The sequence below is a fragment of the Streptomyces sp. NPDC111744 genome, assembly GCF_055634995.1.
The window spans coordinates 249,796-275,341 of the sequence record NZ_JBVKCG010000006.1 but is presented as its reverse complement, the minus strand read 5'-3'; the positions used below and the strand labels follow the sequence as shown (position 1 = coordinate 275,341).

Here is a 25,546-nt window from a genome sequence, read left to right as displayed (position 1 = left end):
TGCCGTGCACCCACTGAACAAGAACCGGCCCCTGCGGCGCATCATGCTGGCGAGCGCCGCCACCGTCTCGGGGATGGTGCTGCTGCTGGCACTGAAGCCGCACACGAGCCCGACCGTGGTCACCGACTCGGCGGCCCCGGCGCCGTCGAGCAGCGCGAGCGCCGCGCCTCGGGCGTCGAACGGCACCGGCGGGAGCGGCAGCACCGGCGGGAACGACAGCACCAGCGGGAGCGGCAGCACGGTTACCAAGACCGTCACCGGGGACACCGTCCAGACCCGCTGGGGTCCCGTCCAGGTGCGGGTGACCGTCAAGAGCGGCAAGATCACCGACGTAGCGGCGCTCCAGTACCCGCAGGGCAACCCCCGGGACCAGGAGATCAACAGCTACGCCCTCCCGCAGCTGCGCAGCGAGGCGCTGGCGGCCCAGAGCGCGAGCATCGACACCGTCTCCGGGGCCACCTACACCAGCGAGGGTTACCAGCAGTCGCTCCAGTCGGCACTGGACTCCGCGGGTCTCTGAACACTCGGGCTGTGCGGCACGTACCTGTGGGCCAAGGGTCAAGTCCCGACGGAGGAACCGTGACCACCACGCTCGCAGGCGGACGTGCCGCCCGCCGCCAGACGATGCGCCGCATCCGCCCGCGCCGCTCCCCGGCCGTACCGCTGCTGCTCGCCGTGTGGGCGGGCGCGGCGGCCGTGCTGTGGCTGTGGTGGCACAACACCCCGTCCATCGCCGACCAGAACGGCAAGATCCTCAACGCCGGCCGCATCACCGGTCTGCTGGCCGGATACCTGATGGCACTCGTCGTGCTCCAGATGGCCCGGGTGCCGGCGCTGGAGCGGCGGGTCGGCTCCGACCGCGTCGCCCGCTGGCACGCGATGAGCGGCCGCTACACGCTCTGCCTGGTCTTCGCGCATGTCTTCCTCATCATGTGGGGCTATGCGCTGCAGGCCGGCAAGACGCTGAACGACATCGTCCAGCAGACCATCGACTCCATCAACCAGCTCCCCGACATGGGCAAGGCGGCCATCGGCACCGGTCTGTTCGTGGTCATCGGCCTCACCTCGATCGGCCCGGTCCGGCGCAGGATGCCGTACGACACCTGGTACCACGTGCACCTGCTCACGTACGCGGCGGTGTTCCTGACCTTCTGGCACCAGATCACCACCGGCAACGACTTCGCCCTCACACCGATGGCCAAGACGTTCTGGTACGGCCTGTACGGAGCGGTGAGCGCGCTGGTCGTCTGGTACCGGATCTTCACCCCGATCCGGCTCAACCTGCGGCACCGGATGCGGGTCGAGGCGGTCATCGAGGAGACGCCGGGCATCGTGTCGGTGCTGATCGGCGGCCGCAAGCTGCACCGGATGGGCGCGGAGGCCGGCCAGTTCTTCCGCTGGCGGTTCATGGCCCCCGGGATGCGGTTCAGCTCGCACCCGTACTCGCTGTCGGCGGCGCCCCGCCCCGACATGCTGCGGATCACCGTCAAGGCGATCGGCGACCACAGTGCGCGGCTGCGCGAACTACGGCCCGGAACCAAGGTGTGGGCCGAAGGGCCGTACGGGGCGATGACCGCGTCCCGGCGCAGCCGCGGCAAGGTTCTGCTGGTGGCGGGCGGCGTCGGGATCACGCCCATGCGGGCGCTGTTCGAGACGCTGCCCGGCGCCGCCGGCGACCTGACGCTGCTCTACCGGGCCAACACCACGCAGGATCTGGCACTCTGGGACGAACTCGCCAAGATCGCCAACGAGCGCGGGGCCCGGCTGATGTACGCGGTCAACAGCCCGGAGGGCGAGCGGCCCGACATCTCCGCGGAGAACCTCCAGCGGAAGATCCCGGACATCGATCGCCACGACGTCTTCATGTGCGGCCCGCCCGGGTTCGCGCAGCAGGTGTACGACGCTCTGCGCGGCGCGGGGGTTCCCGCCCGCCGCATCCATCACGAGTCGTTCGAGATGTGAGCGACGGGACCACGGAATCCACGGAATCCAGGGAATCGGGAGTTCGGAAACGATGAGGAAGAGTCACCCCATCAGGCGTGTGGTGCTGGCCACCGCGGCGACCGTGTCCGGTGTCGTGCTGCTGCTGTCGCTGAAGCCGTCGTCCGCCCCGGCGTCCGCGTCGGCGGCGGGCGCGGCCCCGTCGGCCGCGGCGGCGGGACAGGAGTCGCCGCAGGGCGGCACCGGGGGCGCCGGGGCCACGACGGTGACCGGTGACGCGACCCAGACCCAGTACGGGGTCGTACAGGTCCGGCTGACCGTCGCGGACGGGAAGATCACCCAGGCCGAGGCGGTCCAGGCGCCCAAGGGCGGCACCAGCGACCAGAAGACCGCGCTGTCGGTGCCGCAGCTGAACAAGGAGACGGTGGCGGCGCAGAGCGCGAACATCGACTCCGTCTCCGGGGCGACCTACACCAGCACCGGCTACAAGCAGTCCCTGCAGTCGGCGCTGGACAAGATGAAGGAGACGGGCGCGGCCGGCTCGTCCGGCTCCTCGTCGTCCGGCTCCTCATCTGGCTCCGGGTCCGCGCAGGCGCAGGCCAAGACGGTGACCGGGCAGGTCGCGCAGACCCAGTACGGGCCGGTCCAGGTCCGGATCACCGTCGCCGGCGGGAAGATCACCAAGGTGGACGCCGTACAGGCGCCCAGCGGCGGCACCAGCGACCAGAAGACCGCGCTCTCCGTACCGAAGCTCAACCAGGAGGCGGTGGCGGCCGGGAACGCGAACATCGACTCCGTCTCCGGGGCCACCTACACCAGCACCGGCTACAAGCAGTCCCTGCAGTCGGCGCTGGACCAGGCCGGTGGCTGAGGCGGTGGCGGACGCGGAGGCTCCCGCCGCGATGCGTCATGCCGAGGAGGTCATGGGGACCGTCTTCTCCTTCGATGTCCGCGGCGGGGATCCGGATGCCGTACGGGCGGCCCTGGACGAGGCGGTCGCCGGACTGCACCGGGTCGACGAGGTGTTCAGCACCTACCGCGAGAACAGCCAGGTGTCCCGCCTGGCACGGGAGGAACTGGGCGTCGACGAGTGCGACGCCGAGGTGGCCGAGGTGCTGGAGCTCGCGGCCGAGGCGGAACGGGCCAGCGACGGCTGGTTCAGCACGCGCTACCGGGGACGCCTCGACCCCACCGGCATCGTCAAGGGCTGGTCCGTCGAGCGGGCGGCGCGGGCGCTGGCAAGGGTCGCCGGGGTGACCGGGGTGAGCGTGAACGGGGGCGGCGACGTCCAGATGTTCGGCGCGCCCGAGCCGACACGGGCGTGGCGGGTGGGGATCGCCGATCCGCTGCGGCCGGGCGGGCTGGCGGCGGTGATCACGGCGGCGGGCGTGGGCGAACTGGCGGTGGCCACCTCCGGTACGGCGGAGCGGGGCGCCCATATCATCGACCCGCGGACCGGGAAGTCGGCGGTGACGGACCTGGTGGCGGTGACGGTGGTGGGTCCGCGGCTGACCTGGGCGGACTGCTGGGCCACGGCGGCGTTCGCGATGGGGTCGCGGGCGGGGCTGGCGTGGCTGGAGTCCCTGCCGGACGTGGAGGGGCTGCTGATCACCGCGGGCGACGAGGTGCGGTGCACCGGGGGGCTCGCGGCGCGTCTGGGCTGAGGGCACCGACTGAGCAGAGTGCGACATTTTTCAGATTTGACCCATAGATCGCCATCCCATCCCCCTCTTCGGCCGTACTCCCTGTGAAGCAAGTTTCGGGAGGAACACCATGGCCATCTTCAGCAACCTCATGCCGGCCGACCACCGGCACCATGACGACCGCTCGTCCGACGACGACCGTCACGGCCACCGCCACGACGATCACGACCACCACGACCACCACGACCACCACGACCGCCACGGCCACGACCACGGCGACCGTCACGGCCACAACGGCTACTGACCGCGCGCAGCGGCTGAGCGGACCGGCGATCGAAGGAGCCGGTCCGCTCAGCCGGCGGTTCCCCGGGGATCCCCGTCATGGCTGATGTCCTGCGGCGTCTGCTGTCGAACGGTGAGCCGTCCGACGCCCTGGTCGCGGCCGCACCCCCGCTGTCCCCGCGCGAGGTCTTCCGGCGGTTCTGGCCGTACACCCGCGGTGGCCGGCGCTGGCTCGTGCCCCTCGTCCTGCTGAGCCTGACCGCCCCCGCCGTCGACGCCGCCGAGCTCTGGCTCTTCAAGATCGTCGTCGACGATGTGCTCGTCACGCGGGAGTTGCGGCCGTTTCTGTGGATCGCGCCTACCTATCTGGGCCTTGTGGTCTGCTCCGGCGTGCTCGGCTTCGCCGACGACGTGACCTCCACCTGGGTCGGCGAACGCTTCCTGCTCGCTCTGCGCTCCGATGTGTTCCGGCATGTCCAGGGGCTGTCGCTGGGCTTCTTCGAGCGTCGGCGACTCGGGGACGTGCTGTCCCGGGTCACCGGCGATGTCGACGCGGTGGAGACGTTCCTGCTCTCGGGGGTGGCCGACGCCCTGTACTACGTGATCCGTCTGGGCGTCTTTCTCGGTCTGCTGTTCTACCTGCGCTGGGACCTGACCCTGCTCGCCCTCGTCATCGTGCCGCTGTTCTGGGGCTCCGCCCGGCACTTCTCGCGGCTGATCAAGGAGGCGTCCCGGGAGCGCAGGCGCCGCAGCGGCTCACTCAGCGCGATCGCCGAGGAGTCGCTGGGCAATGTGATGCTCGTGCAGGCGTACAACCGGCAGGGCTGGGAGGCGCGCCGGTTCGAGCGGGAGAACGTCGGCAGGTTCCGGGCGGCGATGGCGTCGGCGCGGATCCGTGCCGTGTACGGGCCCGTCGTGGAGATCATCGAGGTGTCGGGCGGGCTCGCGGTGCTGGGCCTCGGCACCTGGGAGATGGCCGAGGGCCGGCTCACGCTCGGCGGGCTGCTGGCGTTCCTCGCGCTGATCGGCAAGCTGTACAGCCCGGTGCACGGCCTGTCGGGGCTCGGCACCACCTTCTACGCGGCCTCCGCCTCGGCGGAACGGATCATCGAGTTCCTGGACCAGCGGCCCCAGGTGGCCGAGGCGCCGGGGGCACGGCGCATCCGCCGGGCGCGGGGTGACGTGGAGTTCGACGGGGTGTGGTTCCGCTATCCCGGCAGGGCGGCCTGGGCGCTGTCGGGGGTGTCCTTCCATGTGGCGCCCGGGGAGACGCTGGCGCTGGTCGGGGCGAGCGGGGCGGGCAAGTCCACTCTCGCGAAGCTGCAGTTGCGGTTCTACGACCCCGACCGGGGCGCGGTCCGCCTCGACGGGACCGACCTGCGCGAGCTCAGCCTGTCCGACGTACGGGAGAACGTGGCGGTGGTGTTGCAGGAGACGCTCGTCTTCCATGGCACCGTGCGGGACAACATCGCCTACGGGCGGCCGGCGGCCACGGACGCGGAGATCGTCGCGGCGGCGCGCGCCGCGGACGCGCACGAGTTCATCGAACGGCTCCCGGAGGGCTACGACACGCTCGTCGGCCAGCGCGGCCGCACGCTCTCGGGCGGCCAGTGCCAGCGGCTGGCGATCGCCCGGGCCATGATTCGGGACGCGCCGGTGCTGCTCCTGGACGAACCGACCGCCGGGCTCGACGTCCGGTCGGGCCGGCGGATCATGGACCCGCTGCGCCGGCTCATGGACGGACGGACGACCGTCGTCATCTCCCACAACCTCCTCACCGTCCGCGACGCCACCCGGATCGTGGTGCTCGACCACGGCCAGGTCGTCGAGGACGGCGCGCACGCGGATCTGCTCGGCCGCGAAGGGGCGTACGCCCGGCTGCACCGGCTGAACGCGGGAGCGGTGCTGTCATGAACCTCGTGGGCCAGGCCCCGCCGCTGGCGCCTGGCACGCGACCGGTCCCGGGGTACGAGGTGCTGGGGCATCTCACCCGCACCGGGTGGCTCGACCTCCACGACGCCTGGAGCGCGGAGCGGGACTGCCGATGCGTGATCAAGGTGGTGCGGCCCGACCGCCGGGGCGAGCGGGGGCTGGGTGAGCGGCTGCTGCGCGAGGGCCGGTGGCTGCGCGACTTCAGCCATCCGCACCTGGTCCGCGCATACGACCTCTTCGACTCCCCCGAGCCGCTCGTCGTCCTGGAGACGCTGACCGGTGAGACGCTCTCCCACCTGCTGCACCGGCTGCGGCGCCGGCCGTCCGCCGCCGACATGGCGCTGCTCGGGGTGCAGCTGTGCTCGGCGCTCCACTACCTGCACGGCCGGGGCCTGCTGCATCTGGACCTCAAACCGTCCAACGTGGTGGTGGACCGCGGTCACGCCAAGGTGCTCGATCTGAGCCTCGCCCGGCCGCCCGGGCCCACCCCGGCCGGGGTGGGCACCTGCTGTTACCTCGCCCCCGAGCAGGCTCGCGGCGGCACCCTCACTACCGCCGCCGACGTGTGGGGCATCGGCGTCACACTGTTCGAAGTCGCGTGCGATGACTGGCCTTTCGACTGCGCCGGGGCCGCGCTGGAGCACCGTCCGCCGCCGGTCTCCTCCCGGCGGCGGCTCCCCCGCCCTCTCGCCGCCGCCGTCGACGGCTGTCTGCGGGCCGAGCCCTCGGCCCGCCCCACCGTCCCCGACCTGGCCGCCGCCCTGGACGCGACCCTGCCGTCCCCGACCCGCGGCGCGTGATTCACGTCTTCGGGGCCACCACGTTGCCCTTCTGCAGCTGGGCGGTGGCGAGGACGGTGCCGTCGGGAGAGGCCAGGCGGGCGCCGGTGTACTTGGTGAGGTCGACGGGGACGGCCACACCCCAGTTGCCGCGCCCGTCGCGCAGCGGGAAGTCGCCCACCCGCGTGGTCGTACCGTCGGCGCGTTCCAGGAGGCAGGTGACCTTGCCCGTGTAGGGGGTGCCGGTGAGGGCGACGGACATGAAGATCCAGGCGGGGCGGCCGGGGTGGGCGTAGACCTCGCCGACGGGCTGCCCGCCCCCGGCCGGGGTCATGTCCCCGACCAGCACGGGCTCGGACCCGACGGCGGGCGCCGAGGCGGTGATCTCCTGGACGGCGGTGCCGATCCCCCAGCCGGCGAATCCGACGGCGACGGTGAGGGCGGCGCCGACCGCGGCGAGCCGCAGCCGGGCCCGCCGGGCGCGGCTGCGCAGGCCCTGGGCGGCGCGGGCGGGCCGCTGCCCCTCGGGCCCCGCCGACTGCTGGGCCAGGCTGCGCGCCACCCGGGTCTCGAAGCCGGGCGGTGGCTCGCGGTCCGGCAGCAGGCCGATCAGCCGGTCGCCGATCCCGGTGAGCTGCCGGACGTACTCCCGGCAGTCCGCGCACCCGTCCAGATGGGCGATGGCCTCGGCCCGCTCGCGGCCGGGCAGCACGCCCAGCGCCAGTTCGGCGCCGGCCTCCCGCAGCTTCTCGCAGTTGGCGTCACTGGACATGGTCGCCTCGCTTCGGAGACGTGAGTACGGTGCGGAGTCTTGCCATCGCCGTCCTGATCCGGGTCTTGGCGGTGCCCAGCGGGATCTGCTCCGTGTCGGCGATCTGCTGGGCTGTCATGCCGTAGATGCCTGCCATCATGAGGGCTCGGGCCTGTTCCCTCGGCAGCCGTGCCAGAGCCGCCCGGAGCTGGGTGGACGCCTCGTCGGCCAGCGCCCACTGCTCCGGGGTCTCGGTGACGACGTCGAGGAGGGGGTCGAGGTCCTCGGGTGCCATCGGTTGCGTCCGCCGGGCACGGACGGCGTCGACGGCGAGGTTGTGCGCGATGGTGGTGAGCCAGGTCGCGACCGAGCCGCGGCGCGAGTCGTAGATCTGGGCATGCCGCCACGCGCGCTCGAAGGTCTGCTGAGCGATGTCCTCCGCGAGCTGCTGGTCCCCGGCGACAGCCATGGCGACGCCGAAGACCCGGTGCTGGAACCTCCGTACGAAGATCGCGGCGAGCTCCGGATCTCCGCTGGCCAGCCCTGACAGCAGAGCCTCGTCCGGGAGACGGCCGACGGGGAACCGGAAACCCGACACACCTCTGTATACGTTCGACGGCCGCCAGGGGATTGCCCGGCCGCCTGACCGCTCGCCGCGGAAGATCACATACCCATTCTCCGTCGGCGGGCCGGGCCACGCACGCGGGTCAGTGACCGTTCTGGGCCAGGCGCAGCAGGTGGTCCGCGAGGGCCTGTCCGCCGGTCGGCTCACGACTGATGAGCAGCAGCGTGTCGTCCCCGGCGATCGTCCCCAGGATGTCCTGCAGTTCCGCCTGGTCGATCGCCGAGGCGAGGAACTGAGCCGCCCCCGGAGGGGTCCGCAGGACGACCAGGTTCGCCGAGGCCTCCGCGGAGATCAGGAGTTCCTGGGAGAGGCGGCGCATCCGCTCCTCCTTCGCCGACTCCCCCAGCGGCGCACGGGGCGTACGGAAGCCGCCCTCGCTGGGCACCGCGTAGATCAGTTCCCCGTCGGTGTTGCGGATCTTCACCGCGTTGAGCTCGTCGAGGTCCCGGGAGAGCGTCGCCTGGGTGACCGTCAGCCCGTCGTCGGCGAGCAGCTTCGCGAGCTGGCTCTGCGACCGCACCGGCTGCCGGTTGAGGATGTCCACGATCCGGCGGTGCCGGGCGGTCCGGGTCTGCGGCACCGCGGGCCCCGCCCCGCCCGACTGGTCGAACTCCTGCGCCTGGCTCATCGTCGTCTCATTCTCCGGATCGTCCGTCCCCGCTCGCTGCGTCGAGGATGCCGGGCAGGGCCCGCAGCAGCGCGTCCGCCTCGTCGTCGCGGAGGTTCAGCGGGGGCATCAGCCGAACGACGTCCGGGGCGGGCGCGTTCACCAGGAACCCGGCCTCCTGAGCCGCCTGCTGCACCTGTACGGCCAGCGGCTCGGTGAGCACGATACCCAGGAGGAGGCCCGCCCCCCGGACATAATCGATCAGCCGGTGGCCGAGACCCTCGATTCCGTCCCGCAACTTCTCGCTCTGCCGCTTGACGTTCTCCAGCAACCCCTCGTTCTCGATGGTGTCGAGGACGGCGAGCCCGGCGGCGCAGGCGACCGGGTTGCCGCCGAAGGTCGTGCCGTGGTGGCCCGGCTGGAGGAGTTCGGCGGCGCGGCCGAAGGCCACGGTCGCGCCGAGCGGCAGTCCGCCGCCCAGCTGCTTGGCGAGGGTGACGACATCGGGCAGCACGCCCTCGTGGGCCTGGTACTCGAACCAGGTGCCGGTGCGGCCGATACCGGTCTGCACCTCGTCCAGGACGAGCAGTGCGCCGGTGGCGGCGGTGATCGCGCGGGCCGCCTTGAGATAGCCGGCCGGGGGGACGACCACGCCGTTCTCGCCCTGCACGGGCTCGATGACGACCAGGGCGGTGTCCTCGGTGACGGCGGCGGCCAGCGCCTGTGCGTCGCCGTAGGGCACGTGGGTGACGTCGGCGGGCAGCGGGCGGAACGGGTCCTGCTTGGCGGGCTGCCCGGTGAACGCGAGGGCGCCCATGGTACGGCCGTGGAAACCGCCGTCGGTGGCGACCATGTGGGTGCGCCCGGTCAGCCGGCCGATCTTGAATGCGGCCTCGTTGGCCTCGGCGCCGGAGTTGCAGAAGAAGACCCTGCCCTCCCGGCCGAAGAGCTGGAGCAGCCGTTCCGCGAGGGTGACGGTGGGCTCGGCCATGAAGAAGTTGGAGATGTGGCCGAGGGAGGCGATCTGCCGGCTCACGGCCTCGACGATCGCGGGGTGGGCGTGGCCGAGCGCGTTGGTGGCGATACCGCCGACGAAGTCGTAGTACTGGCGGTCCTCGGTGTCCCAGACCATGACGCCCTCGCCGCGTACCAGGGGCAGCCGCGGGGTGCCGTAGTTGTTCATGAGCGCGCCCTGCCACCGCGTGGTCAGCTCCTGGTTGCTCATGACTGTTCCCCCTGTCGCTCGTCGGGCACGACCATCGTGCCGATGCCTTCGTCGGTGAAGATCTCCAGCAGGATCGAGTGCTGGACTCGGCCGTCGATGACGCGGGCGGTGGTGACGCCGTTGCGTACGGCGTGCAGACAGCCCTCCATCTTCGGCACCATGCCGGAGCTCAGCTCCGGCAGCAGCTTCTCCAGTTGGGAAGCGGTGAGACGGCTGATCACCTCGTCGGAGTTCGGCCAGTCCTCGTAAAGGCCCTCGACGTCGGTGAGGACCATGAGAGTCTCGGCGCCCAGCGCAGCAGCGAGTGCCGCAGCCGCCGTATCAGCATTGACGTTGTAGACATGTCCCGAATCACAGTCGTCCTGGGAGCGGGCGATCGAGGAGACGACCGGGATCCGGCCGTCGGCGAGCAGGGCCTGGATCGCGCCCGTGTCGATCGCGGTGATCTCGCCGACCCGCCCGATGTCGACGAGCTCGCCGTCGATCTCGGGCCGGTGCTTGGTGGCGGTGATGGTGTGGGCGTCCTCGCCGGTCAGACCGACGGCCAGCGGGCCGTGCTGGTTGAGCAGGTTCACCAGCTCGCGCTGCACCTGTCCGGCCAGCACCATCCGTACGACGTCCATGGCGTCCTCGGTGGTGACCCGGAGCCCGGCCTTGAACTCGCTGACGATGCCGTGCCGGTCGAGGGCGGCGCTGATCTGCGGGCCGCCGCCGTGCACGACGACCGGCTTGAGGCCGGCGTGGTGCAGGAAGACGACGTCCTGGGCGAACGCGGCCTTCAGGTCCTCGTCGATCATGGCGTTGCCGCCGAACTTGATGACGACGGTCCTGCCGTTGTGGCGCACCAGCCAGGGCAGCGCCTCGATGAGGGTCTGGGCCTTGGGCAGCGCGGTGTGCTTACGCGTAGTGCTCATGACGAATAGGCGCTGTTCTCGTGGACGTAGTCGGCGGTCAGGTCGTTGGTCCAGATAGTGGCGGTCTCCGCGCCCGCGGCGAGGTCGGCGACGATGTGCACCTCGCGGTAGCGCATGTCGACCTTCTCGCGGTCCTCGCCGACTCCGCCGTTCTTGCACACCCAGACGCCGTTGATGGCGACGTTGAGCCGGTCGGGCTCGAAGGCGGCCCTGGTGGTGCCGATCGCGGAGAGGACGCGGCCCCAGTTGGGGTCCTCGCCGTGGATGGCGCACTTGAGAAGGTTGTTGCGGGCGATGGAACGCCCCACCTCGACGGCGTCGTCCTCGCTTGCCGCGTTGACCACCTCGACCCTGATGTCCTTGCTGGCGCCCTCGGCGTCCCGGATCAGCTGCTGGCCGAGGTCGTCGCAGACGGCCCGTACGGCCTCGGCGAACTCCTCGTACCCGGGGGTGACCCCGGAGGATCCGGAGGCGAGCAGCAGCACGGTGTCGTTGGTGGACATGCAGCCGTCGGAGTCGACGCGGTCGAAGGTCGTACGGGTGGCTGCCCGGAGCGCCTTGTCCAGGACCTCGCTCTCGGCGACCGCGTCCGTGGTGAGCACGACCAGCATGGTGGCGAGGCCGGGCGCGAGCATGCCGGCGCCCTTGGCCATGCCGCCGACGGTCCAGCCGTCCTTCGTCACCACGGACGTCTTGTGCACGGTGTCGGTGGTCTTGATGGCGATCGCGGCCTTCTCGCCGCCGTGCTCGCTCAGGGCGGCGGCCGCGGTCTCGACCCCCGGGAGGAGCTTGTCCATCGGGAGCAGCACACCGATCAGACCGGTCGAGCAGACGGCCACCTCGATGGCGCCCCGGCCCAGCACCTCGGCGGCCTTCTCCGCCGTCGCGTGGGTGTCCTGGAAGCCCTTGGGGCCGGTGCAGGCGTTGGCGCCGCCGGAGTTGAGGACGACGGCCGAGACCTGGCCGCTCTTGAGGACCTGCTCGGACCACAGGACCGGCGCGGCCTTCACGCGGTTGGAGGTGAAGACGCCCGCGGCGGCACGGCGGGGCCCGTCGTTGACCACGAGGGCCAGGTCGGGGTTGCCGTTCTCCTTGATCCCGGCCGCGATGCCCGCGGCCGTGAATCCCTTCGCTGCCGTCACGCTCACGGCGCAACTCCGATCGTGGTCAGCCCGGTGGTCTCGGCGAGACCCAGGGCGAGGTTCATGCTCTGGACGGCACCGCCCGCGGTGCCCTTGGTCAGGTTGTCGATGGCGCTGATCGCGATGATGCGGCCCACCGCCTCGTCGTATGCGACCTGCACCTGAACGGCGTTGGAACCGTAGACGGACGCCGTGGCGGGCCACTGGCCCTCGGGGAGCAGGTGGACGAAGGGCTCGTCGGCGTAGGCCTTCTCGTAGGCGGCCCGGACGGACTCGGCGCTCACCCCGCTCTTCGCCGCGGCGCTGCACGTGGCGAGGATGCCCCGGGGCATCGGCGCGAGCGTCGGTGTGAAGGAGACGGCGATCCGCTCCCCCGCCACCGCGCTGAGGTTCTGGATCATCTCGGGGGTGTGCCGGTGGCCGCCGCCGACGCCGTACGGCGACATGGACCCCATGACCTCGCTGCCCAGCAGGTGCGGCTTGGCCGCCTTGCCCGCGCCGGAAGTGCCGGACGCGGCGACGATCACGGCCTCGGGCTCGGCGAGCTGGGCCGCGTAGGCCGGGTACAGGGCCAGGGAGACGGCTGTGGGGTAGCAACCGGGTACCGCGATGCGCTTGGACCCCTCCAGCGAGGCGCGGGCACCCGGCAGTTCGGGGAGGCCGTAGGGCCAGGTGCCGGCGTGCGGGGAGCCGTAGAAGCGCTCCCAGTCGGCCGGGTCCTCGAGACGGAAGTCGGCGCCCATGTCCACGACGAGGACGTCCGGGCCGAGCTGCTCGGCGACGGCGGCGGACTGGCCGTGGGGCAGGGCGAGGAAGACGACGTCGTGCCCGGCGAGGGCGTCGGCGGTCGTCTCCGCCAGCACACGGTCGGCCAGCGGCAACAGATGCGGCTGGAGCGCGCCCAGGCGCTGCCCCGCGTTGGAGTTGCCGGTCAGGGCACCGATCTCGACCTCGGGGTGCGCGAGGAGCAGCCGCAGGACCTCTCCGCCCGCGTATCCGCTCGCTCCGGCAACCGCCGCACGTACCGCCATGTCCATCCTCCTCCAGATGGCATGACTATACGGTCCGTTGCACGTTTATGCAACGCCGTATGCAACCTATGCGGCCTCCACCTTCGGCAGCATGACCCAGCGCGACACCACGAAAGTCACCGGAATCGCCGCCGCCGAGGCCAGCAGCGGAGCGAACCGGCTGCCGGCGTGCAGTACGTCGACGATCACATAGACCCCCACCGTGGTGATCACGAAATTCGTCGCATTGGTCAGCGGGAACAGCAGGAATTTCCGCCAGGTGGGACGTATTCGGTAGGTGAACTTCGCGTTGAGAAAGAACGAACCGATCATGCTCAGCAGGAATGCGAGAATATGCGCGGCGAGGTACGGCAAATACACAAGGAACAGCAGGTAGAGACCGTAGTACGTCGCCGTGTTGATGACCCCGATCACCGCGAAGGTGATGATCTGCCCGGATATCGGGCGGGTGGGTCCGGTGGTCAAGGCGTTCGGCATCAGGGGATGAGGTCCTTCGTCGTGCCGCGGGTGCGGTCTTCCGTTCGGTCCACGTTCGTCGCCTTCACCAGGAAGTGCGGGCGCCCCTTGACCTCGTAGTAGATCCGGCCGGTGTACTCACCGATGACCCCGAGCATGATCATCTGCACGCCGGCCAGGGCGGTGACGGCTGTAATGATGGTGACATAGCCCGGCGTCTGGACGCCGTTGATCATCGCTCCGCCCACGATCCACGCCGTGTACACACCGGCCAGGGCCAGCAGGGTCATGCCGAGGTAGAGCGCGGCGCGCAGCGGGCGGTTGTTGAAGGAGAGCAGCCCGTCGAGGCCGTAGTTGAGCAGGCTGCGGAACGACCAGGAGCTGGAGCCGTGTTCGCGTACCGCGTTCTCGTACTCGAAGGTGGTGCTGGGGAAGCCGACCCAGGCGAACAGGCCCTTGGAGAACCGGTTGTACTCGGTGAGGTCCACGACGGCGTCCACCACCCGGCGCGACATCAGCCGGAAGTCGCCCACGCCGTCGACGAGTTCGACGTCGACGAGCCGGTTGATGAGCCGGTAGTAGAGGCGGGCGGTGAGCGTGCGGGTGAAGCGGTCGCCCTGCCGGGTGCGCTTGGCGATGACCTGGTCGTAGCCCTCGCCGCGCAGTTCGACCATGCGCTTGATGAGCGACGGCGGGTGCTGGAGGTCGGCGTCCATGACGATCACGGCGTCGCCGGTGGCGTGCTTCAGACCGGCGAGCAGGGCGGCCTCCTTGCCGAAGTTGCGGCTGAAGGAGACATACCGGACGCGCGAGTCGCCCTCGGCGATCTGGCTGAGGAGGGTCAGCGTCTTGTCGCGGCTGCCGTCGTCGACGTACACGAACTCCATGTCGTGACCGAGCGGCAGGAGCTCGTTGGCGATCTTCTGGACCTGCTCGTGGAAGCGCTCGATGACGTCTTCCTCGTTGTAGCAGGGCGCGACGATCGATATCAGCATGGGTTTCTCCCCCTGGGGACGGGTCAGTGAGCGGTGGTCGTGCGCTCGCCGGAGCGGATGACGGTTCTGCGGCGTACGGCCGAGAGGGTGCCGAGCAGGATCAGGGTCAGCAGCGAGGCGCCGCCGACGGCGGTGCCCAGGCGCAGCCCGGGTGGGTGGAAGGTGCAGGTGAGGCTGGTGGCGGAGCCGTGCAGCGGGACGGCGATCAGGCCGTAGAACTCGCTCGCCGCGACCTCGTCGCCCCCGGCTGAGCAGCGCCAGCCGGCGATCCGCGGGGCGGCCACGACGGCGGTTCCCCTGCTGCCGGCGGGAAGCCGGGCGTGCAGGGTGCCGTCGGAGACGGTCACCTCGGTCGCGCCCGTGGACTTCAACTGCTGTACGGCGCTGCGCAGTTTCGCGGTGTCGAGGCAGCCGACGGCGCCCTGCGCCGGGACGCGGCTCAGCCGGTTGGGCAACAGGTCGATCCGCACCCGCCCCGAGGCGCGTACCGTGCCGAGCGGCTGCATCGCGGCGATCTTCGCGCCCTCGGCGTCGGACCGGTAGAGCTGCTGCTCGCCGCCGCTGGCGAGTTGTGCCGTACCGGAGTAATGCGGCGCCCACAGGAACGCCTCGCTTCCGGCCCGGCACCGAGCGGTGAGCGTCTGCGCTCCGTCGACCAGCAGCCCCCGCACCTCGTCGCCCTTCCGCTCACCGCTGAGGGTGGTGCGCGGCAGGGTGTAGACGCGGGTGCCGAGCAGCAGTTCCTGGTTGCGGTACGGCGAGAGGCCGAAGGCGGCCGGGGTGGTGCGCGCGGCGGCGGGCCGCACGGTCACCAGCGGCGGGACGTCCTCGCGGGTGACGGTCGCCGGGCCGCCGCCCTGGGGCAGCCACTTCTGGTGCGGGTCCGGCGGGTTGTGCACCCGGGCGCCCACCGAGAAGACTGCGTCGGTGACCGGGTTGTCGAGGCTCTGCAGGCTGCGGCCGCGCGAGGTCCAGCCGTCGCCGAGCGCGGTGAGGGTGCGGCTGAGGACGTCGGAGGTGAGGCTGCTGTAGTACTGGGAGCCCTGGCCGCCGACCATCATCGGGTCGTTGGCGACGGTCTGGTTGCGGCCGGGTTCGGTGCGGTACTTGGGCCAGGCGTCGGCCTGGGCGACGGCGTCCGCCTCCCGCTGCTGGCGGTCTCCCCAGGGTGCGTAGTCGTCCATCTGGCTGAGACGCATACGGCCGGCCACGGCGGAGGTGGCGGCGGCCTCGCCGAACTGGGCGCCGATCAGCAGCACGGCGGCAAGTCCGGCAAGCGCGGGCCTGCCGTCCCTGAGACTCAGGAGCGCGAGCCCGCCGAGGGCGCCCGCGACCGCGATCAGCACCACCGGCCAGGTGTGGTGGGCATGCTTCTGGGTCAGGGTGCTGCGGCCGGCGACGACGGCGATCAGGACCAGGAGCACGGTGGCGGCGCCCAGGGCGCGCCGGTCCGGCAGCCCGTAGGCAAGGGCATGCCACGCCGCTATCACCAGCAGGGCGCAGAACACGAAGGCCTGCCGGTAGGAGCTGCCGTTCGGGGCGGCGAAGGCGTGCCAGGCCAGGCTGGTCGGCGCCCACTGCAACGACAGACCCACGGCGAGCACCAGCACCGTCCAGCCCGCCCGTACCCGGGCCGGGACCTTGCGGTGGAAGGGCAGGGCCAGGGCGAGCACCAGCGCGGTGATGCCGACGTAGAGGGCCGGCGAGTTGTAGCTGTAGGTGGTCGGCAGCAGCCGGGCGAACAGGTAGTCGGCGCCGACCGGGGCGAAGTGGCCCTCGCGGCCCGGGTAGGCGTGCTTGGTGCCGGAGTAGACGACGATCACCAGCGGCGCGGCCAGGCCGATCCCGAGCCCGACGACGACCGTGGCCCGGCCGACCACGGCCAGTGCGCGCCGCCACGGCAGCTCGGCGAGCACCAGCCGGAGCAGCAGCACGAGGGCGGCGCCGAGGGTGGCCATGTAGGCGGTGTAGAAGTTGGCGGTCCAGGCGAGCGCCACGATCAGCACGCCGAGCAGCGGGCGCCGGCCGGCCATGGCCCACTCGCCGACCAGGCAGAGCAGCGGCAGCGCGATCAGCCCGTCGAGCCACATCGGGTTGAACGAGGCGAGGGCGAGGCTCCAGCCGCACAGGGCGTAGGAGGCACCCAGGATCCCGGCCGCCCACCAGCGGCCGCGGCGCAGGCTGAGCAGCAGCCAGGCCATGGCGGCTCCGGCGGTCGCCGTCTTCAGCACGGTGATCACGTACACCGCGAGGTCGATCTCGTCACGCGGGAACACCCCGACCAGCAGGGCGAACGGGCTGCTGACATAGGTGCCGATGTCAGGCAGGAAGCTGGAGCCGTAACCGGACTGCCAGTTGAAGACGATCCCGCCGTCGGCCCTGCCGTGCAGCAGGTCCCACAGGTGGGCGTGGAAGGGCACGTACTGGTTGCCGAGGTCGTTGACGCTGCGGGTGTGGGAGCCGAAGGGGTAGCTGCGGGCCACCACGTCGGCCGCACAGAACGCGACGGTGGTGAGGAGCGCCGAGAGCAGGGCGGCCGCCCGGCGCGGATCGGCGTTCAGCCGTCGCGCGAGTCCGGTCTCCCGCTCTTCGCTCCCCGCCGGTTTCACCCCCTGTTCGTGCCCGGTCAGGGTCGTGCGATTCATGCTGTGCGGCCCCCAGAGAAAAACGGGGGGTGGTTACTCCCCGCTGGTCGGTGTTTCGCCGACTTAGACGGGTAGAGGTTCCTGATGGTTGTGTCTCGCCTGTGAAGTAATAAGTCGAATTCCGAATGTGTGTACGCGTGTAGAAGGAATTCATTACTTCGATGGAAACAGAAGATTTCCAGGATGTGAGCGACAGGTTAACTCGCCGTTGAGAACCAGGTCAGAATGTCCTGACCAGTGGGCTGAGATGAGCGAGAGCACCAGCCGTGACGAGCGTTTCGCCCGTGGGCTGGAGGTCATGAGCCAGGTCGACGGCGGGCTCGGGGAGCGGGTCCTGGAGTCGCTGGCCGACAGCAGCCCCGAGCTGGGCCACCAGGTCGTCGCCTGGGGCTTCGGGGAGATCTGCTCCCGGCCCGAGCTGGTGCCGCGTGACCGGCAGCTGGTGACCCTGGGGATGCTCACCGCGCTCGGCGGCTGTGAGCCCCAGCTGGAGGTGCACATCAACTTCTCCCTGAACGCGGGACTCACGCCCCAGGAGATCGGGGGGCGGACGTCGGCCGGCTCGGGGACGGGTGCCATGGCGGCGTAAAGTCGGCGCATGCAGATGCTGCTGCCGTACCTGATCGTGCTCGCCGGGTTCGCCGCCGTCCTCGCGGCTCTCGCCTGGCTCGCGCGGTACATCCGGCGACGGGGCTCGGCGGGTGGCGGGCTGAGTGGGGCGCTCGCCGCGTACGAGGAGGCGTTCCGGGCGACCGGCCACGCCTCGCACCACGAGATCCGGCAGCAGGCCGAGCGCAAGGCACCGACCGGCTCCCCCCGTCCGAAGAAGACATGACCGAAGGCATGACCGTGGGTGATTTCTGGCCGGTGGCCGATGTGCTCGCGCACCTGCTCGGGCGGTGGCGGGTCGAGCGGGGCGTGCGGGATCTGGCGAGCGGGGACGAAGGGTGGTTCGAGGGGGCCACGGTGTTCCGGACGCTGGCCGGGGGCGGCCTGCTGCACGAGGAGTCGGGGACGTTCACCTGGCAGGGGGTGGCGCGGCCCGCCGAGCGGACGCTGCGGTTCCTGCCGGGGCCGCGGCCGGGCACGGCGGACGTGCGGTTCGCCGACGGGCGGCCCTTCCACGACCTGGACCTGGCGTCGGGACATTATGTCGCCGACCACCCGTGCGCGGCCGACCTCTACCGGGGCGAGTTCACCGTCCGGGACGCCGACCACTGGCGGACGGTGTGGCTGGTCGGCGGCCCGGCGAAGGACCTGGTCCTGACCAGCGACTACGTGCGCGAGCCCTGAGACCGGACCAGCGGACCTCGGCCCACCAACCCGTGACCACGAACCGGCCACCACGGCTCCACGGACCGCCGACGCCGCCGCCATGCGGCACCTCCAGCGGAGCGCTCAAGTACGCGAGGCCTGGTTCGGCGACACGTCGAACCGTAGGTTCCAGCGTCCGGCGCGGCCCGTCACCGTGGTCGTCGACAGGGGGCGCACGTCGATGTTCCAGTATGTCGACGGGGGCGCCTTGAGGGCGTAGACGAGCGCGGCGCGGATCACCGAGGGCTCGGCGACGGCGACGATTCGGCCGCCGTCGTCCACCGGGCGGGTGTCGAGCCAGCCGCCGACCCGGGAGATGAACGACAGCAGCGACTCACCGCCGTGCGGGGTGGCGCGCGGGTCGCCGAGCCAGGCGTCCACCTGGTCGGGCTCCCTGGCCATCGCCTCGCCCAGCGTCAGCCCGCGCCAGCGGCCCATGTCGCAGTCGCGCAGGGCGAGCTGGACCAGCGGGGCGTAGCCCAGACCCTCGCCGGTCGCGCGGCTGCGCGGGGTCGGCGAACAGTAGCGCAGCTCGGCCGCCGCGAGCGGTAGCAGGTCGGCGGCGACGCGCTGCACCTCGTCCCAGCCCGCCTGGTCCAGGGGGCGGGCGTCCTCGAAGCGCTCCGCGAGCAGCGGTGAGCTGCGCGCGGCCGCCACGAACGTGACCCGAAGTGACATGCGGCGATGGTGTGACGCTCAAGTGCACAGGTCAAGGGCTCTTGATGGGTGACTTGCGCGAGGAGGGGGAAACGTTACCCAATGGTCAGGAGGTGTCCGACAAGTCAACCGGAATGTCACTTCGGTGCCTCGTAGTAGAGGACCATCCACTGGTCCGGGTGTTCGAGCGGCGCAAATCCGAGCTTCTCGTAGACCCCGTGGGCGTCGTGGGTGGCGAGCAGGACGCGCCGCACCCCGGACGGCCGCAGGTGCTCGCGGATCGCCCCGACCATCGCCGTGCCGACGCCCTTGCCGCGCACCGACGGGTCGACGTACACGTCGGCGAGCCAGGCGAACAGCGCCTGGTCGGTCACCACGCGCGCGTACGCGACCTGCTCCCCGGTGACGGTGTCGTAGACCCCGAAGTTGAGGGAGCCGGTCATCGCCCGCCGGTGCTGCTCCAGCGGGCGGCCGGTCGCCCAGTAGGCGTCGGTGGACAGCCAGTCGTGGACGCGTTCGACGTCCACACGGTCGGTGTCGGCGGAGAACTCATAGCCCTCGGGGAGGCTGGGTGCGTCGCTCATGGGGGGATCCTCGCCGGTCGGCCGCACCGGCGTCGATCGGATTTCAGGGTCCTTCGGACGGGGCTCTCAGGGTTCCGGGCCGCAGCACCTCGTCACAGGCCGTCCGCAGCCGTCGTACGCCCTCCAGGATCTCCCCCGTCCCGGCGACCGCCGCGAAGCTCAGGCGGATGTGGGCGGCCGGGGGTTCGGCGCTGAAGTAGGGGCGGCCGGGGGTGACGGCGACGCCCGCGCGGAGGGCCGCGGCGGTCAGGGTCGTGTCGTCGATGCCTTCGGGCAGGCGGAGCCAGAGGTGGTAGCCGCCGGAGGGGATGTGCGGGAGGGCGAGTTCGGGGAGGTGGTGGGCGAGTGCGCCGGTGAGGGTGTCACGGCGGCTCTTCAACTCGGCCGACAGGGCGCGCAGATGGCGGGGCCAGGCCGGGGAGCCGACGAGTTCGAGGGCGGCCTCCTGGAGGGGGCGGGGGACGAAGAAGGTGTCGACGATCTGGATGGCGCGCAGGCGTTCGAGGACCGGACCGCGGGCGGCCAGTGCGGCCACCCGGAAGCTCGGCGAGGTGGCCTTCGTCAGCGAGCCGACGTGCACCACGACTCCGTCGGGGTCGTCGGCGGCGAGCGGGCGGGGCAGCGGGCCCGCGTCGGCGTGGACCAGCCGTCGTACGTAGTCGTCCTCGATGACGAACGCGCCGGCCTCCCGGGCGATCCGCACCACCTCGGCGCGGCGGTCGGGGGCGAGGACGGCCCCGGTCGGGTTCTGGAAGAGGGGCTGGCAGACGAAGACCCGGGCGCCGGTGGCGCGGAACGCGTCGGCGAGGAGGGCGGGGCGCACCCCGTCGGGGTCGACCGGGACCGGGACCGGGCGCAGTCCCGCGGCGCGTGCGATGGCGAGCATGCCGGGGTAGGTGGGGGACTCGACGAGGACCGGGGCGCCGGGCGGGGCGAGCGCGCGCAGGGCGGTGGCCAGGGCCGACTGGCCACCGTTCGCGATCAGCACGTCGGCCGTGGTGACCGCGCCGCCGATGTCCCGGGCGAACCACTCGCGCAGCTCCGCAAGCCCGTCGAGGGGCGGCCGTCCCCACGCGCCGGGCCGGCGGCCGGCCCTCGCCAGTGCCGCCGCCATCGCGCGCTCCGGTTCCAGGGAGGCGTGCAGGTAGCCGCCGCTGAGTTCCAGCACACCGGGCGGCGGGACGGCCAGGCAGACGGTGACCCCGGATGCGTCGACCGTGCGCGGGACCACGTCGAGGGCGCCGTCGGCGCTGAGCGCCACCTCCTGCCAGGAGGTGTCCCCGGTGGACTCTGCCGTGGTCCGCGGCCGGGCCTTGAAGGCACCGGCACCGGGCCGGGTGACGACCAGACCCTCCGCGACCAGCTGGGCCAGCGCCCGCGAGACCGTCACCGGGCTCACCCGGAACCGCTCCACCAGCGCCCGGCTCGACGGCAGCTTTCCACCCGCCGAGTAGCGGTCGAGCTCCCGCCGCAGATGTTCCGCCAGTTCAAGGACACTGCTACGCTCTTGCATGAGAGTAGAGAGTAGCGCTACCACAGCCAGTTCGATAGCGGTCGACACTCCCCCGGCCACCCCCGCCTCCCATCGGGCCGGCACCCTGCAGGCCGCACTCGGTGTCGTCGCCTTCTCCCTCACCTTCCCGGCCACCGCCTGGGGGCTTGAGGGGTTCGGGCCCTGGGCGCTGGTGGCGGTGCGCAGCGTGCTCGCGGCGGCCATGGCGGGCAGCTGTCTGCTGTTCCTTCGGGTACGACTGCCCGAGCGCCGGCACTGGGCGGGGCTGGCCGTCGTCGCGGCCGGCGTGGTGCTCGGCTTCCCGATGCTGACCACGCTCGCCCTGGAGACCTCCACCACCTCGCACGCGGCCGTGGTGGCGGGCCTGCTCCCGCTGACCACCGCCCTCTTCTCGGCCCTGCGCATGGGCGTACGTCCCTCCCGCACCTTCTGGGCGGCGGCCCTCGCGGGCGCGGCGACCGTGCTGGCGTTCACGATCGCCCAGAGCGGCGGGGCGCTCACGACCGCCGACGGGTATCTCTTCGCGGCGCTGGTGGTGTGCGCGGCCGGCTACACCGAGGGCGGCCGGCTGGCCCGGATCATGCCGGGCTGGCAGGTCATCGGCTGGGCGCTGGTGTGCTGCCTGCCGCTGACCGTGCCGGCCGCGGTGGTCGCGCTGTCGTACGAGCCGGTCGTCTGGAACGCGCACGGCGTGGCCGGCGTGCTGTGGGTGGCGGTGGGCTCGCAGTTCCTCGGTCTGGTGGTCTGGTACCGGGGCATGGCGGCCGTCGGCATTCCGAAGGCCAGCCAGTTGCAGTTGGCCCAGCCCCTGCTCACACTGGTGTGGTCGGTACTGCTGCTCGGCGAGCACGTCACCGCGGCCGCTCCACTCACGGCCGCCGCAGTGCTCGTGTGCATCGCCGTCACCCAACGATCGCGATCGTGAGGAGGCCCTGGAGATGCATGCATCCAAGGGCGACCAGCTTGTCCAGCACGGCAGGGTGGTCGGACAGCACGACCATGTCTCGGAAGTCGTCCAGGTGCTGGGCCCCGAGGGCAACCCGCCCTACCGGGTCCGCTTCGAGGACGGCCACGAGGCCATCATGTCCCCCGGCCCCGACTGCCAGGTCAAGCACCGGGAGACCCAACAGCGTCAGTAGGCCGCGGCGACGGGCCTACGCAACGGGGGCGCCCGCCGCTCTCCGGTCAGACCGGCGGGAGGGCCGGCTGCTGGTAGTGGTCGGCGACCACCCGTGACAGCGCCCCGATCGGATCGGCGGCCACGTCCTGGGCCGCGAAGTACACATGCCCGCCGACCTGCGCGTACTGGTTGGCCAGGGTCAGATGCCGGGACAGCTCGGCCGGGTTCTGCCAGGCGGTGGGCGCGCCGGCGGCCCCCGCCTGGTACAGCGCCTCACCGATGTAGAGCCGGGTCCCGGAGCCCTTGGCCACGCCCGCCCACCACTCGACGACCTTGGCGTAGTCGGCGGCCGCGTCGCCGATCTGCCAGTACGCCTGCGGGACGACGTAGTCGATCCAGTTCTTCTGCACCCATTTCCGGGTGTCCGCGTACAGGTCGTCGTAGGTCTCCACCCCCGCTTGGGTGTCCGAGCCCCGGGAGTCGGTGGTGGCGTTGCGCCACACGGCGAACGGGCTGATTCCGAACCGGGTGCCGGGCCGGAGCTTGCTGATCCCGGCGGCGGTCTCGGTCACCAGCTTGTCGATGTTGTCCCGGCGCCAGGCCGCCCGGGAGGAGAAGTCGCCGCCGTGGGTGTCGTAGGCGTCGTCGTCGTCGAAGGTCTGGCCGGCCACCGGGTACGGGTAGAAGTAGTCGTCGAAGTGGACCGCGTCCACGGGGTACTTGGCGACCGCGTCCAGGATCGCCTGCTCCACGAAGGCACGGACCGCCGGGATGCCGGGGTTGTAGTAGAGCTTGCCGCCGTATGGCACCACCCAGTCCGGGTGCTTGCGGGCGGGGTGCGAGGCGACCAGCTTGCCCGGGTCGGTGTTGTTGGCGATCCGGTACGGGTTGAACCAGGCGTGCAGTTGCAGGCCCCGGGCGTGCGCCTCCGCGACGGCCACGCCGAGCGGGTCCCAGCCCGGGTTCTTGCCCTGGGTGCCGGTGAGGTACTGGGACCAGGGCTCGTGGGGCGAGGGCCAGAACGCGTCGGCGGTGGGCCGCACCTGGAACATCACAGTGTTGAGCCGGTAGTCCACCGCCTTGTCGAGGAGGGCGGTCAGCTCCTTGCGCTGGGCCGAGGCCGACAGCCCGGTGCGCGAGGGCCAGTCACGGTTGGAGACGGTCGCCAGCCACATGCCTCGCATCTCGGTGGCCGCGCGTCGGGGCCGGGCCGCGGCCGTCGCCCCCGGTGCCGCCAGCGCCAGCGTCGACAGCGCCGCCGCCGCAAACATCCTGCGAGACACTCCTGCCATCTGAGACCTTCTAACTCTCCGGATCCGCGTGGTCACGGATCGCCTCCGCGCCACAGGATGCACCCACCCACACGATCGATCATCGATACTTACGGGTAACGTGCACGAACGGAGCAGGCACCGGATCCGGAGGTCCTGCCGGCCGGCCGTAGATCAGCGAAGGGGACGATGTGACCGACATCGAGAAGGTCGGAGTCGTGGGCTGCGGCCAGATGGGAGCAGGCATCGCCGAGGTGTGCGCTCGCTCCGGTCTGGACGTGAAGGTCGCCGAGACCACCGGCGAGGCCCTGGAGATCGGCCGTACCCGGCTGTTCAACTCCCTGGGCAAGGCGGCCGAGCGCGGCAAGATCAGCGAGGAGGAGCGGGACGCCACCCTGGCGCAGCTGAGCTTCACCACGGACCTCGGCGAGTTCGCCGACCGTGACCTGGTGATCGAGGCCGTCGTCGAGAACGAGCAGGTGAAGACGGAGATCTTCCAGGTGCTCGACCAGGTGGTGACCCGCCCGGACGCGATCCTGGCCTCCAACACCTCCTCGATCCCGCTGGTGAAGCTGGCGGTCGCGACCTCCCGTCCCGACCATGTGATCGGCATCCACTTCTTCAACCCGGCCCCGGTGCAGAAGCTGGTCGAGCTGATCCCCGCGCTCACCACCTCCGAGGGCACCCTGAGCCGTGCCCAGGTCTTCGCCGAGAAGGTGCTCGGCAAGCACGCGATCCGCGCCCAGGACCGGTCCGGGTTCGTGGTCAACGCGCTACTGGTGCCGTATCTGCTCTCGTCCATCCGGATGTTCGAGTCCGGCATCGCGAGCCGCGAGGACATCGACAACGGCATGGAGATGGGCTGCGCCCACCCGATGGGCCCGCTGAAGCTGTCCGACCTGATCGGTCTGGACACCATCGTCTCCATCGCCAACTCGATGTACGCCGAGTACAAGGAGCCGCTGTACGCCGCTCCCCCGCTGCTCCAGCGCATGGTCGAGGCGGGCCGGCTGGGCCGGAAGACCGGCTCGGGCTTCTACACCTACGGCTGAGCACACCCGACTTTCCACGTTGATTACAGGGAGCGATGCTCCACGGGCCCGGCACCGCCAACGGTGCCGGGCCCGCGTGTTTCACACACCGTGTGCGCTCCGGACACGCATATGCCCTTCGCACACTCTCCCCACGCGCTCACCTGGCGAGTTCATCTTCATGCGCATGCAAAGGGATGCGGAACGACATCTTCGACTACGCAAAGGAGTGGACCCGTGGCCACCGAACAAGAGCATCCCGTGGTCCAAGGAGAACTCGCAGAGTTACGTCGTCGCCTCGATGTGGCCTACGCCCGGGTCGAGGGAGGGCTCAACCTGCTCAGTCACCGCACCAAGGAGACGGCCAAGGAACTGGACGACGTGAACGCCCGCCTCGCCTCGCTGGAGAATGCCCGCTGGCCTCTGCCCTCGATCGCCGCGCTCATCGCACTGGGCGCCCTCGTCGTCACCGTCTGGCAGGCGCTGGCCCGCTAGTCGGCCAGTCGTCAGTCGCCTAGTCACCGGCCAGCCTGAGGTGGTGCAGCAGGAGTAACGCGGCCGCCATGTTGGCGGCCGGGACCTCCCCGCGGGCGATCATGTCCGGGACGAGCTTGAGAGGGACCCACTCCCGGCGGTCCGATTCGAAGTCGTCCACGGGGTGTCCGACGTACTCGCCCTCGTCGGACCAGTAGATGTGGTGCCGGGCGTCGGTGAGGCCGTTGGACGGCTCCACGGTCATGAGGTGGTGCAGGGTTCCCGGCCGCCAGCCGGACTCCTCCTCCAGTTCCCTGGCGGCCGCGACGGCGATGTCCTCACCGTCCTCGACCACACCGGCCGGGAGTTCCCACCCCCAGCTGTCGGTGATGAAGCGGTGGCGCCACAGGAGGAGGACCTCATTGGCCTCGTTGACCACCGTCGCCACGGCCACGGGCCGCAGCCGTATCAGGAAGTGGTCGAGATGCCGGCCGTCCGGCAGCTCGACATCTGCGAGTTTGACGCTGAACCAGCGGTTTTCATACACAGATTGTTCGTTCAGTTTCGTCCACTGCACGGTTCTGCCACCTTCCGCCGAGTAAGTGGCAATATCG

The 25,546-nt window shown here is 71.1% G+C and carries 28 protein-coding genes and 1 pseudogene; 14 read left to right on the top strand and 15 right to left on the bottom strand.

All coding sequences use genetic code 11. The features are described 5' to 3' along the window. The first annotated feature begins 4 nt into the window (after window positions 1-4). The 7 genes from ACZ7OO_RS16335 to ACZ7OO_RS16305 all read left to right on the top strand — a co-directional run bounded on the left by ACZ7OO_RS16335 (window position 5) and on the right by ACZ7OO_RS16305 (window position 6,598). Window positions 5-520 carry an FMN-binding protein gene (locus tag ACZ7OO_RS16335; protein ID WP_471505283.1) on the top strand — a complete coding sequence of 172 codons (516 nt, stop codon included), beginning with the start codon at window positions 5-7 and terminating at the stop codon, window positions 518-520. 59 nt (window positions 521-579) lie between these two features. Continuing rightward, window positions 580-1,962, top strand: coding sequence for a ferredoxin reductase family protein (locus ACZ7OO_RS16330; protein WP_471505281.1), 1,383 nt, complete (start codon window positions 580-582; stop codon window positions 1,960-1,962). A 52-nt stretch (window positions 1,963-2,014) separates the two neighbouring features. After that, window positions 2,015-2,812 (top strand): FMN-binding protein, encoded by a 798-nt coding sequence (locus tag ACZ7OO_RS16325; protein WP_471505280.1) that lies wholly within the window; start codon window positions 2,015-2,017, stop codon window positions 2,810-2,812. Then, on the top strand, window positions 2,805-3,605 hold the full coding sequence (locus tag ACZ7OO_RS16320; RefSeq protein ID WP_471505279.1) for an FAD:protein FMN transferase: 801 nt from the start codon (window positions 2,805-2,807) through the stop codon (window positions 3,603-3,605). Before ACZ7OO_RS16325 ends, ACZ7OO_RS16320 begins: the two co-directional genes overlap by 8 nt. Window positions 3,606-3,714: 109 nt before the next feature. Next, on the top strand, window positions 3,715-3,888 hold the full coding sequence (locus ACZ7OO_RS16315; protein WP_471505277.1) for a hypothetical protein: 174 nt from the start codon (window positions 3,715-3,717) through the stop codon (window positions 3,886-3,888). A 77-nt stretch (window positions 3,889-3,965) separates the two neighbouring features. Then, complete coding sequence (locus ACZ7OO_RS16310) at window positions 3,966-5,780, top strand: ABC transporter ATP-binding protein (protein WP_471505276.1); 1,815 nt, start codon at window positions 3,966-3,968, stop codon at window positions 5,778-5,780. Then, window positions 5,777-6,598: a serine/threonine-protein kinase gene (locus ACZ7OO_RS16305; protein WP_471505274.1), complete on the top strand. Its 822-nt coding sequence runs from the start codon at window positions 5,777-5,779 to the stop codon at window positions 6,596-6,598. The genes ACZ7OO_RS16310 and ACZ7OO_RS16305 overlap by 4 nt, the downstream gene beginning before the upstream one ends. 1 nt (window position 6,599) lies before the next feature. Here the strand turns inward: ACZ7OO_RS16305 and ACZ7OO_RS16300 are convergent, their stop codons facing one another. The 10 genes from ACZ7OO_RS16300 to ACZ7OO_RS16255 form a co-directional block, all read right to left on the bottom strand. Further along, window positions 6,600-7,349, bottom strand: a complete 750-nt coding sequence (locus tag ACZ7OO_RS16300; protein ID WP_471505272.1) for a hypothetical protein — start codon at window positions 7,347-7,349, stop codon at window positions 6,600-6,602. After that, the gene (locus ACZ7OO_RS16295) at window positions 7,339-7,926 is read right to left on the bottom strand and encodes an RNA polymerase sigma factor (RefSeq protein ID WP_471505271.1); all 588 of its coding nucleotides are present in this window, start codon (window positions 7,924-7,926) and stop codon (window positions 7,339-7,341) included. The genes ACZ7OO_RS16300 and ACZ7OO_RS16295 overlap by 11 nt, the downstream gene beginning before the upstream one ends. 109 nt (window positions 7,927-8,035) lie before the next feature. Beyond that, window positions 8,036-8,581 (bottom strand): arginine repressor, encoded by a 546-nt coding sequence (locus ACZ7OO_RS16290; protein ID WP_351320293.1) that lies wholly within the window; start codon window positions 8,579-8,581, stop codon window positions 8,036-8,038. 7 nt (window positions 8,582-8,588) lie between these two features. Beyond that, window positions 8,589-9,785 carry an acetylornithine transaminase gene (locus ACZ7OO_RS16285; protein ID WP_471505270.1) on the bottom strand — a complete coding sequence of 399 codons (1,197 nt, stop codon included), beginning with the start codon at window positions 9,783-9,785 and terminating at the stop codon, window positions 8,589-8,591. Further along, a complete protein-coding gene (gene argB / locus ACZ7OO_RS16280) occupies window positions 9,782-10,699 on the bottom strand; it encodes an acetylglutamate kinase (protein WP_471505268.1) in 918 nt (305 codons plus the stop codon). The genes ACZ7OO_RS16285 and argB overlap by 4 nt, the downstream gene beginning before the upstream one ends. Continuing rightward, complete coding sequence (argJ, locus tag ACZ7OO_RS16275; RefSeq protein WP_471505267.1) at window positions 10,696-11,847, bottom strand: bifunctional glutamate N-acetyltransferase/amino-acid acetyltransferase ArgJ; 1,152 nt, start codon at window positions 11,845-11,847, stop codon at window positions 10,696-10,698. The genes argB and argJ overlap by 4 nt, the downstream gene beginning before the upstream one ends. Beyond that, window positions 11,844-12,872, bottom strand: coding sequence for an N-acetyl-gamma-glutamyl-phosphate reductase (gene argC / locus ACZ7OO_RS16270; protein WP_471505266.1), 1,029 nt, complete (start codon window positions 12,870-12,872; stop codon window positions 11,844-11,846). Before argC ends, argJ begins: the two co-directional genes overlap by 4 nt. A gap of 66 nt (window positions 12,873-12,938) precedes the next feature. Beyond that, window positions 12,939-13,349, bottom strand: coding sequence for a GtrA family protein (locus tag ACZ7OO_RS16265; protein ID WP_471505264.1), 411 nt, complete (start codon window positions 13,347-13,349; stop codon window positions 12,939-12,941). Continuing rightward, window positions 13,349-14,323 (bottom strand): glycosyltransferase family 2 protein, encoded by a 975-nt coding sequence (locus tag ACZ7OO_RS16260; protein WP_471505263.1) that lies wholly within the window; start codon window positions 14,321-14,323, stop codon window positions 13,349-13,351. Before ACZ7OO_RS16260 ends, ACZ7OO_RS16265 begins: the two co-directional genes overlap by 1 nt. Window positions 14,324-14,346: 23 nt before the next feature. Then, on the bottom strand, window positions 14,347-16,968 hold the full coding sequence (locus ACZ7OO_RS16255) for a YfhO family protein (RefSeq protein WP_471505261.1): 2,622 nt from the start codon (window positions 16,966-16,968) through the stop codon (window positions 14,347-14,349). Window positions 16,969-17,215: 247 nt separating this feature from the next. On the opposite strand from ACZ7OO_RS16255, the pseudogene ACZ7OO_RS16250 reads away from it, so the two are divergent. The 3 genes and pseudogenes from ACZ7OO_RS16250 to ACZ7OO_RS16240 all read left to right on the top strand — a co-directional run. Further along, window positions 17,216-17,509: pseudogene (locus tag ACZ7OO_RS16250) on the top strand (carboxymuconolactone decarboxylase family protein); the annotation flags it as partial. 57 nt (window positions 17,510-17,566) lie between these two features. Then, a complete protein-coding gene (locus ACZ7OO_RS16245; protein WP_471505260.1) occupies window positions 17,567-17,803 on the top strand; it encodes a hypothetical protein in 237 nt (78 codons plus the stop codon). A 14-nt stretch (window positions 17,804-17,817) separates the two neighbouring features. Beyond that, window positions 17,818-18,261 carry a DUF6314 family protein gene (locus tag ACZ7OO_RS16240; RefSeq protein WP_471505559.1) on the top strand — a complete coding sequence of 148 codons (444 nt, stop codon included), beginning with the start codon at window positions 17,818-17,820 and terminating at the stop codon, window positions 18,259-18,261. A 105-nt stretch (window positions 18,262-18,366) separates the two neighbouring features. Here ACZ7OO_RS16240 and ACZ7OO_RS16235 read toward each other — a convergent pair whose 3' ends face one another. The 3 genes from ACZ7OO_RS16235 to ACZ7OO_RS16225 all read right to left on the bottom strand — a co-directional run bounded on the left by ACZ7OO_RS16235 (window position 18,367) and on the right by ACZ7OO_RS16225 (window position 21,036). Next, on the bottom strand, window positions 18,367-18,960 hold the full coding sequence (locus tag ACZ7OO_RS16235; RefSeq protein ID WP_471505258.1) for a histidine phosphatase family protein: 594 nt from the start codon (window positions 18,958-18,960) through the stop codon (window positions 18,367-18,369). Between the two features lie 116 nt (window positions 18,961-19,076). Continuing rightward, a complete protein-coding gene (locus ACZ7OO_RS16230) occupies window positions 19,077-19,523 on the bottom strand; it encodes a GNAT family N-acetyltransferase (RefSeq protein ID WP_471505257.1) in 447 nt (148 codons plus the stop codon). A 43-nt stretch (window positions 19,524-19,566) separates the two neighbouring features. Further along, the gene (locus tag ACZ7OO_RS16225) at window positions 19,567-21,036 is read right to left on the bottom strand and encodes an aminotransferase-like domain-containing protein (protein ID WP_471505255.1); all 1,470 of its coding nucleotides are present in this window, start codon (window positions 21,034-21,036) and stop codon (window positions 19,567-19,569) included. On the opposite strand from ACZ7OO_RS16225, the gene ACZ7OO_RS16220 reads away from it, so the two are divergent. Continuing rightward, window positions 21,035-21,961 (top strand): DMT family transporter, encoded by a 927-nt coding sequence (locus tag ACZ7OO_RS16220; RefSeq protein ID WP_471505254.1) that lies wholly within the window; start codon window positions 21,035-21,037, stop codon window positions 21,959-21,961. The two genes, ACZ7OO_RS16225 and ACZ7OO_RS16220, sit on opposite strands and share 2 nt — an antisense overlap. 13 nt (window positions 21,962-21,974) lie before the next feature. After that, the gene (locus tag ACZ7OO_RS16215; RefSeq protein ID WP_471505253.1) at window positions 21,975-22,175 is read left to right on the top strand and encodes a DUF1918 domain-containing protein; all 201 of its coding nucleotides are present in this window, start codon (window positions 21,975-21,977) and stop codon (window positions 22,173-22,175) included. A 46-nt stretch (window positions 22,176-22,221) separates the two neighbouring features. On the opposite strand, the gene ACZ7OO_RS16210 is transcribed toward ACZ7OO_RS16215, so the two are convergent. Then, entirely contained in the window at window positions 22,222-23,448 is a 1,227-nt protein-coding gene (locus ACZ7OO_RS16210) for a glycoside hydrolase family 10-like protein (RefSeq protein WP_471505251.1), read from the bottom strand. A 170-nt stretch (window positions 23,449-23,618) separates the two neighbouring features. Between ACZ7OO_RS16210 and ACZ7OO_RS16205 the strand changes: the two genes are divergently transcribed. Continuing rightward, window positions 23,619-24,479: a 3-hydroxybutyryl-CoA dehydrogenase gene (locus ACZ7OO_RS16205; protein ID WP_471505250.1), complete on the top strand. Its 861-nt coding sequence runs from the start codon at window positions 23,619-23,621 to the stop codon at window positions 24,477-24,479. A 216-nt stretch (window positions 24,480-24,695) separates the two neighbouring features. After that, window positions 24,696-24,953: a hypothetical protein gene (locus ACZ7OO_RS16200; RefSeq protein ID WP_352219974.1), complete on the top strand. Its 258-nt coding sequence runs from the start codon at window positions 24,696-24,698 to the stop codon at window positions 24,951-24,953. 19 nt (window positions 24,954-24,972) lie between these two features. On the opposite strand, the gene ACZ7OO_RS16195 is transcribed toward ACZ7OO_RS16200, so the two are convergent. After that, window positions 24,973-25,509, bottom strand: coding sequence for an NUDIX hydrolase (locus tag ACZ7OO_RS16195; RefSeq protein WP_471505249.1), 537 nt, complete (start codon window positions 25,507-25,509; stop codon window positions 24,973-24,975). Between the last annotated feature and the right edge of the window lie 37 nt (window positions 25,510-25,546).

Excerpts from the sequence above, each read along its gene's own strand:
- ACZ7OO_RS16230 (WP_471505257.1), bottom strand. The coding sequence starts at position 19,523 with ATGAGCGACGCACCCAGCCTCCCCGAGGGCTATGAGTTCTCCGCCGAC.
- ACZ7OO_RS16290 (WP_351320293.1), bottom strand. The coding sequence starts at position 8,581 with ATGAGCCAGGCGCAGGAGTTCGACCAGTCGGGCGGGGCGGGGCCCGCG.
- ACZ7OO_RS16315 (WP_471505277.1), top strand. The coding sequence starts at position 3,715 with ATGGCCATCTTCAGCAACCTCATGCCGGCCGACCACCGGCACCATGAC.
- ACZ7OO_RS16310 (WP_471505276.1), top strand. The coding sequence starts at position 3,966 with ATGGCTGATGTCCTGCGGCGTCTGCTGTCGAACGGTGAGCCGTCCGAC.
- argC (WP_471505266.1), bottom strand. The coding sequence starts at position 12,872 with ATGGCGGTACGTGCGGCGGTTGCCGGAGCGAGCGGATACGCGGGCGGA.
- ACZ7OO_RS16245 (WP_471505260.1), top strand. The coding sequence starts at position 17,567 with ATGCAGATGCTGCTGCCGTACCTGATCGTGCTCGCCGGGTTCGCCGCC.
- ACZ7OO_RS16215 (WP_471505253.1), top strand. The coding sequence starts at position 21,975 with ATGCATGCATCCAAGGGCGACCAGCTTGTCCAGCACGGCAGGGTGGTC.
- ACZ7OO_RS16300 (WP_471505272.1), bottom strand. The coding sequence starts at position 7,349 with ATGTCCAGTGACGCCAACTGCGAGAAGCTGCGGGAGGCCGGCGCCGAA.
- ACZ7OO_RS16235 (WP_471505258.1), bottom strand. The coding sequence starts at position 18,960 with ATGTCACTTCGGGTCACGTTCGTGGCGGCCGCGCGCAGCTCACCGCTG.
- ACZ7OO_RS16255 (WP_471505261.1), bottom strand. The coding sequence starts at position 16,968 with ATGAATCGCACGACCCTGACCGGGCACGAACAGGGGGTGAAACCGGCG.
- ACZ7OO_RS16325 (WP_471505280.1), top strand. The coding sequence starts at position 2,015 with ATGAGGAAGAGTCACCCCATCAGGCGTGTGGTGCTGGCCACCGCGGCG.
- ACZ7OO_RS16210 (WP_471505251.1), bottom strand. The coding sequence starts at position 23,448 with ATGGCAGGAGTGTCTCGCAGGATGTTTGCGGCGGCGGCGCTGTCGACG.
- ACZ7OO_RS16285 (WP_471505270.1), bottom strand. The coding sequence starts at position 9,785 with ATGAGCAACCAGGAGCTGACCACGCGGTGGCAGGGCGCGCTCATGAAC.
- ACZ7OO_RS16225 (WP_471505255.1), bottom strand. The coding sequence starts at position 21,036 with ATGCAAGAGCGTAGCAGTGTCCTTGAACTGGCGGAACATCTGCGGCGG.
- ACZ7OO_RS16220 (WP_471505254.1), top strand. The coding sequence starts at position 21,035 with ATGAGAGTAGAGAGTAGCGCTACCACAGCCAGTTCGATAGCGGTCGAC.
- ACZ7OO_RS16305 (WP_471505274.1), top strand. The coding sequence starts at position 5,777 with ATGAACCTCGTGGGCCAGGCCCCGCCGCTGGCGCCTGGCACGCGACCG.
- ACZ7OO_RS16260 (WP_471505263.1), bottom strand. The coding sequence starts at position 14,323 with ATGCTGATATCGATCGTCGCGCCCTGCTACAACGAGGAAGACGTCATC.
- argB (WP_471505268.1), bottom strand. The coding sequence starts at position 10,699 with ATGAGCACTACGCGTAAGCACACCGCGCTGCCCAAGGCCCAGACCCTC.
- ACZ7OO_RS16265 (WP_471505264.1), bottom strand. The coding sequence starts at position 13,349 with ATGCCGAACGCCTTGACCACCGGACCCACCCGCCCGATATCCGGGCAG.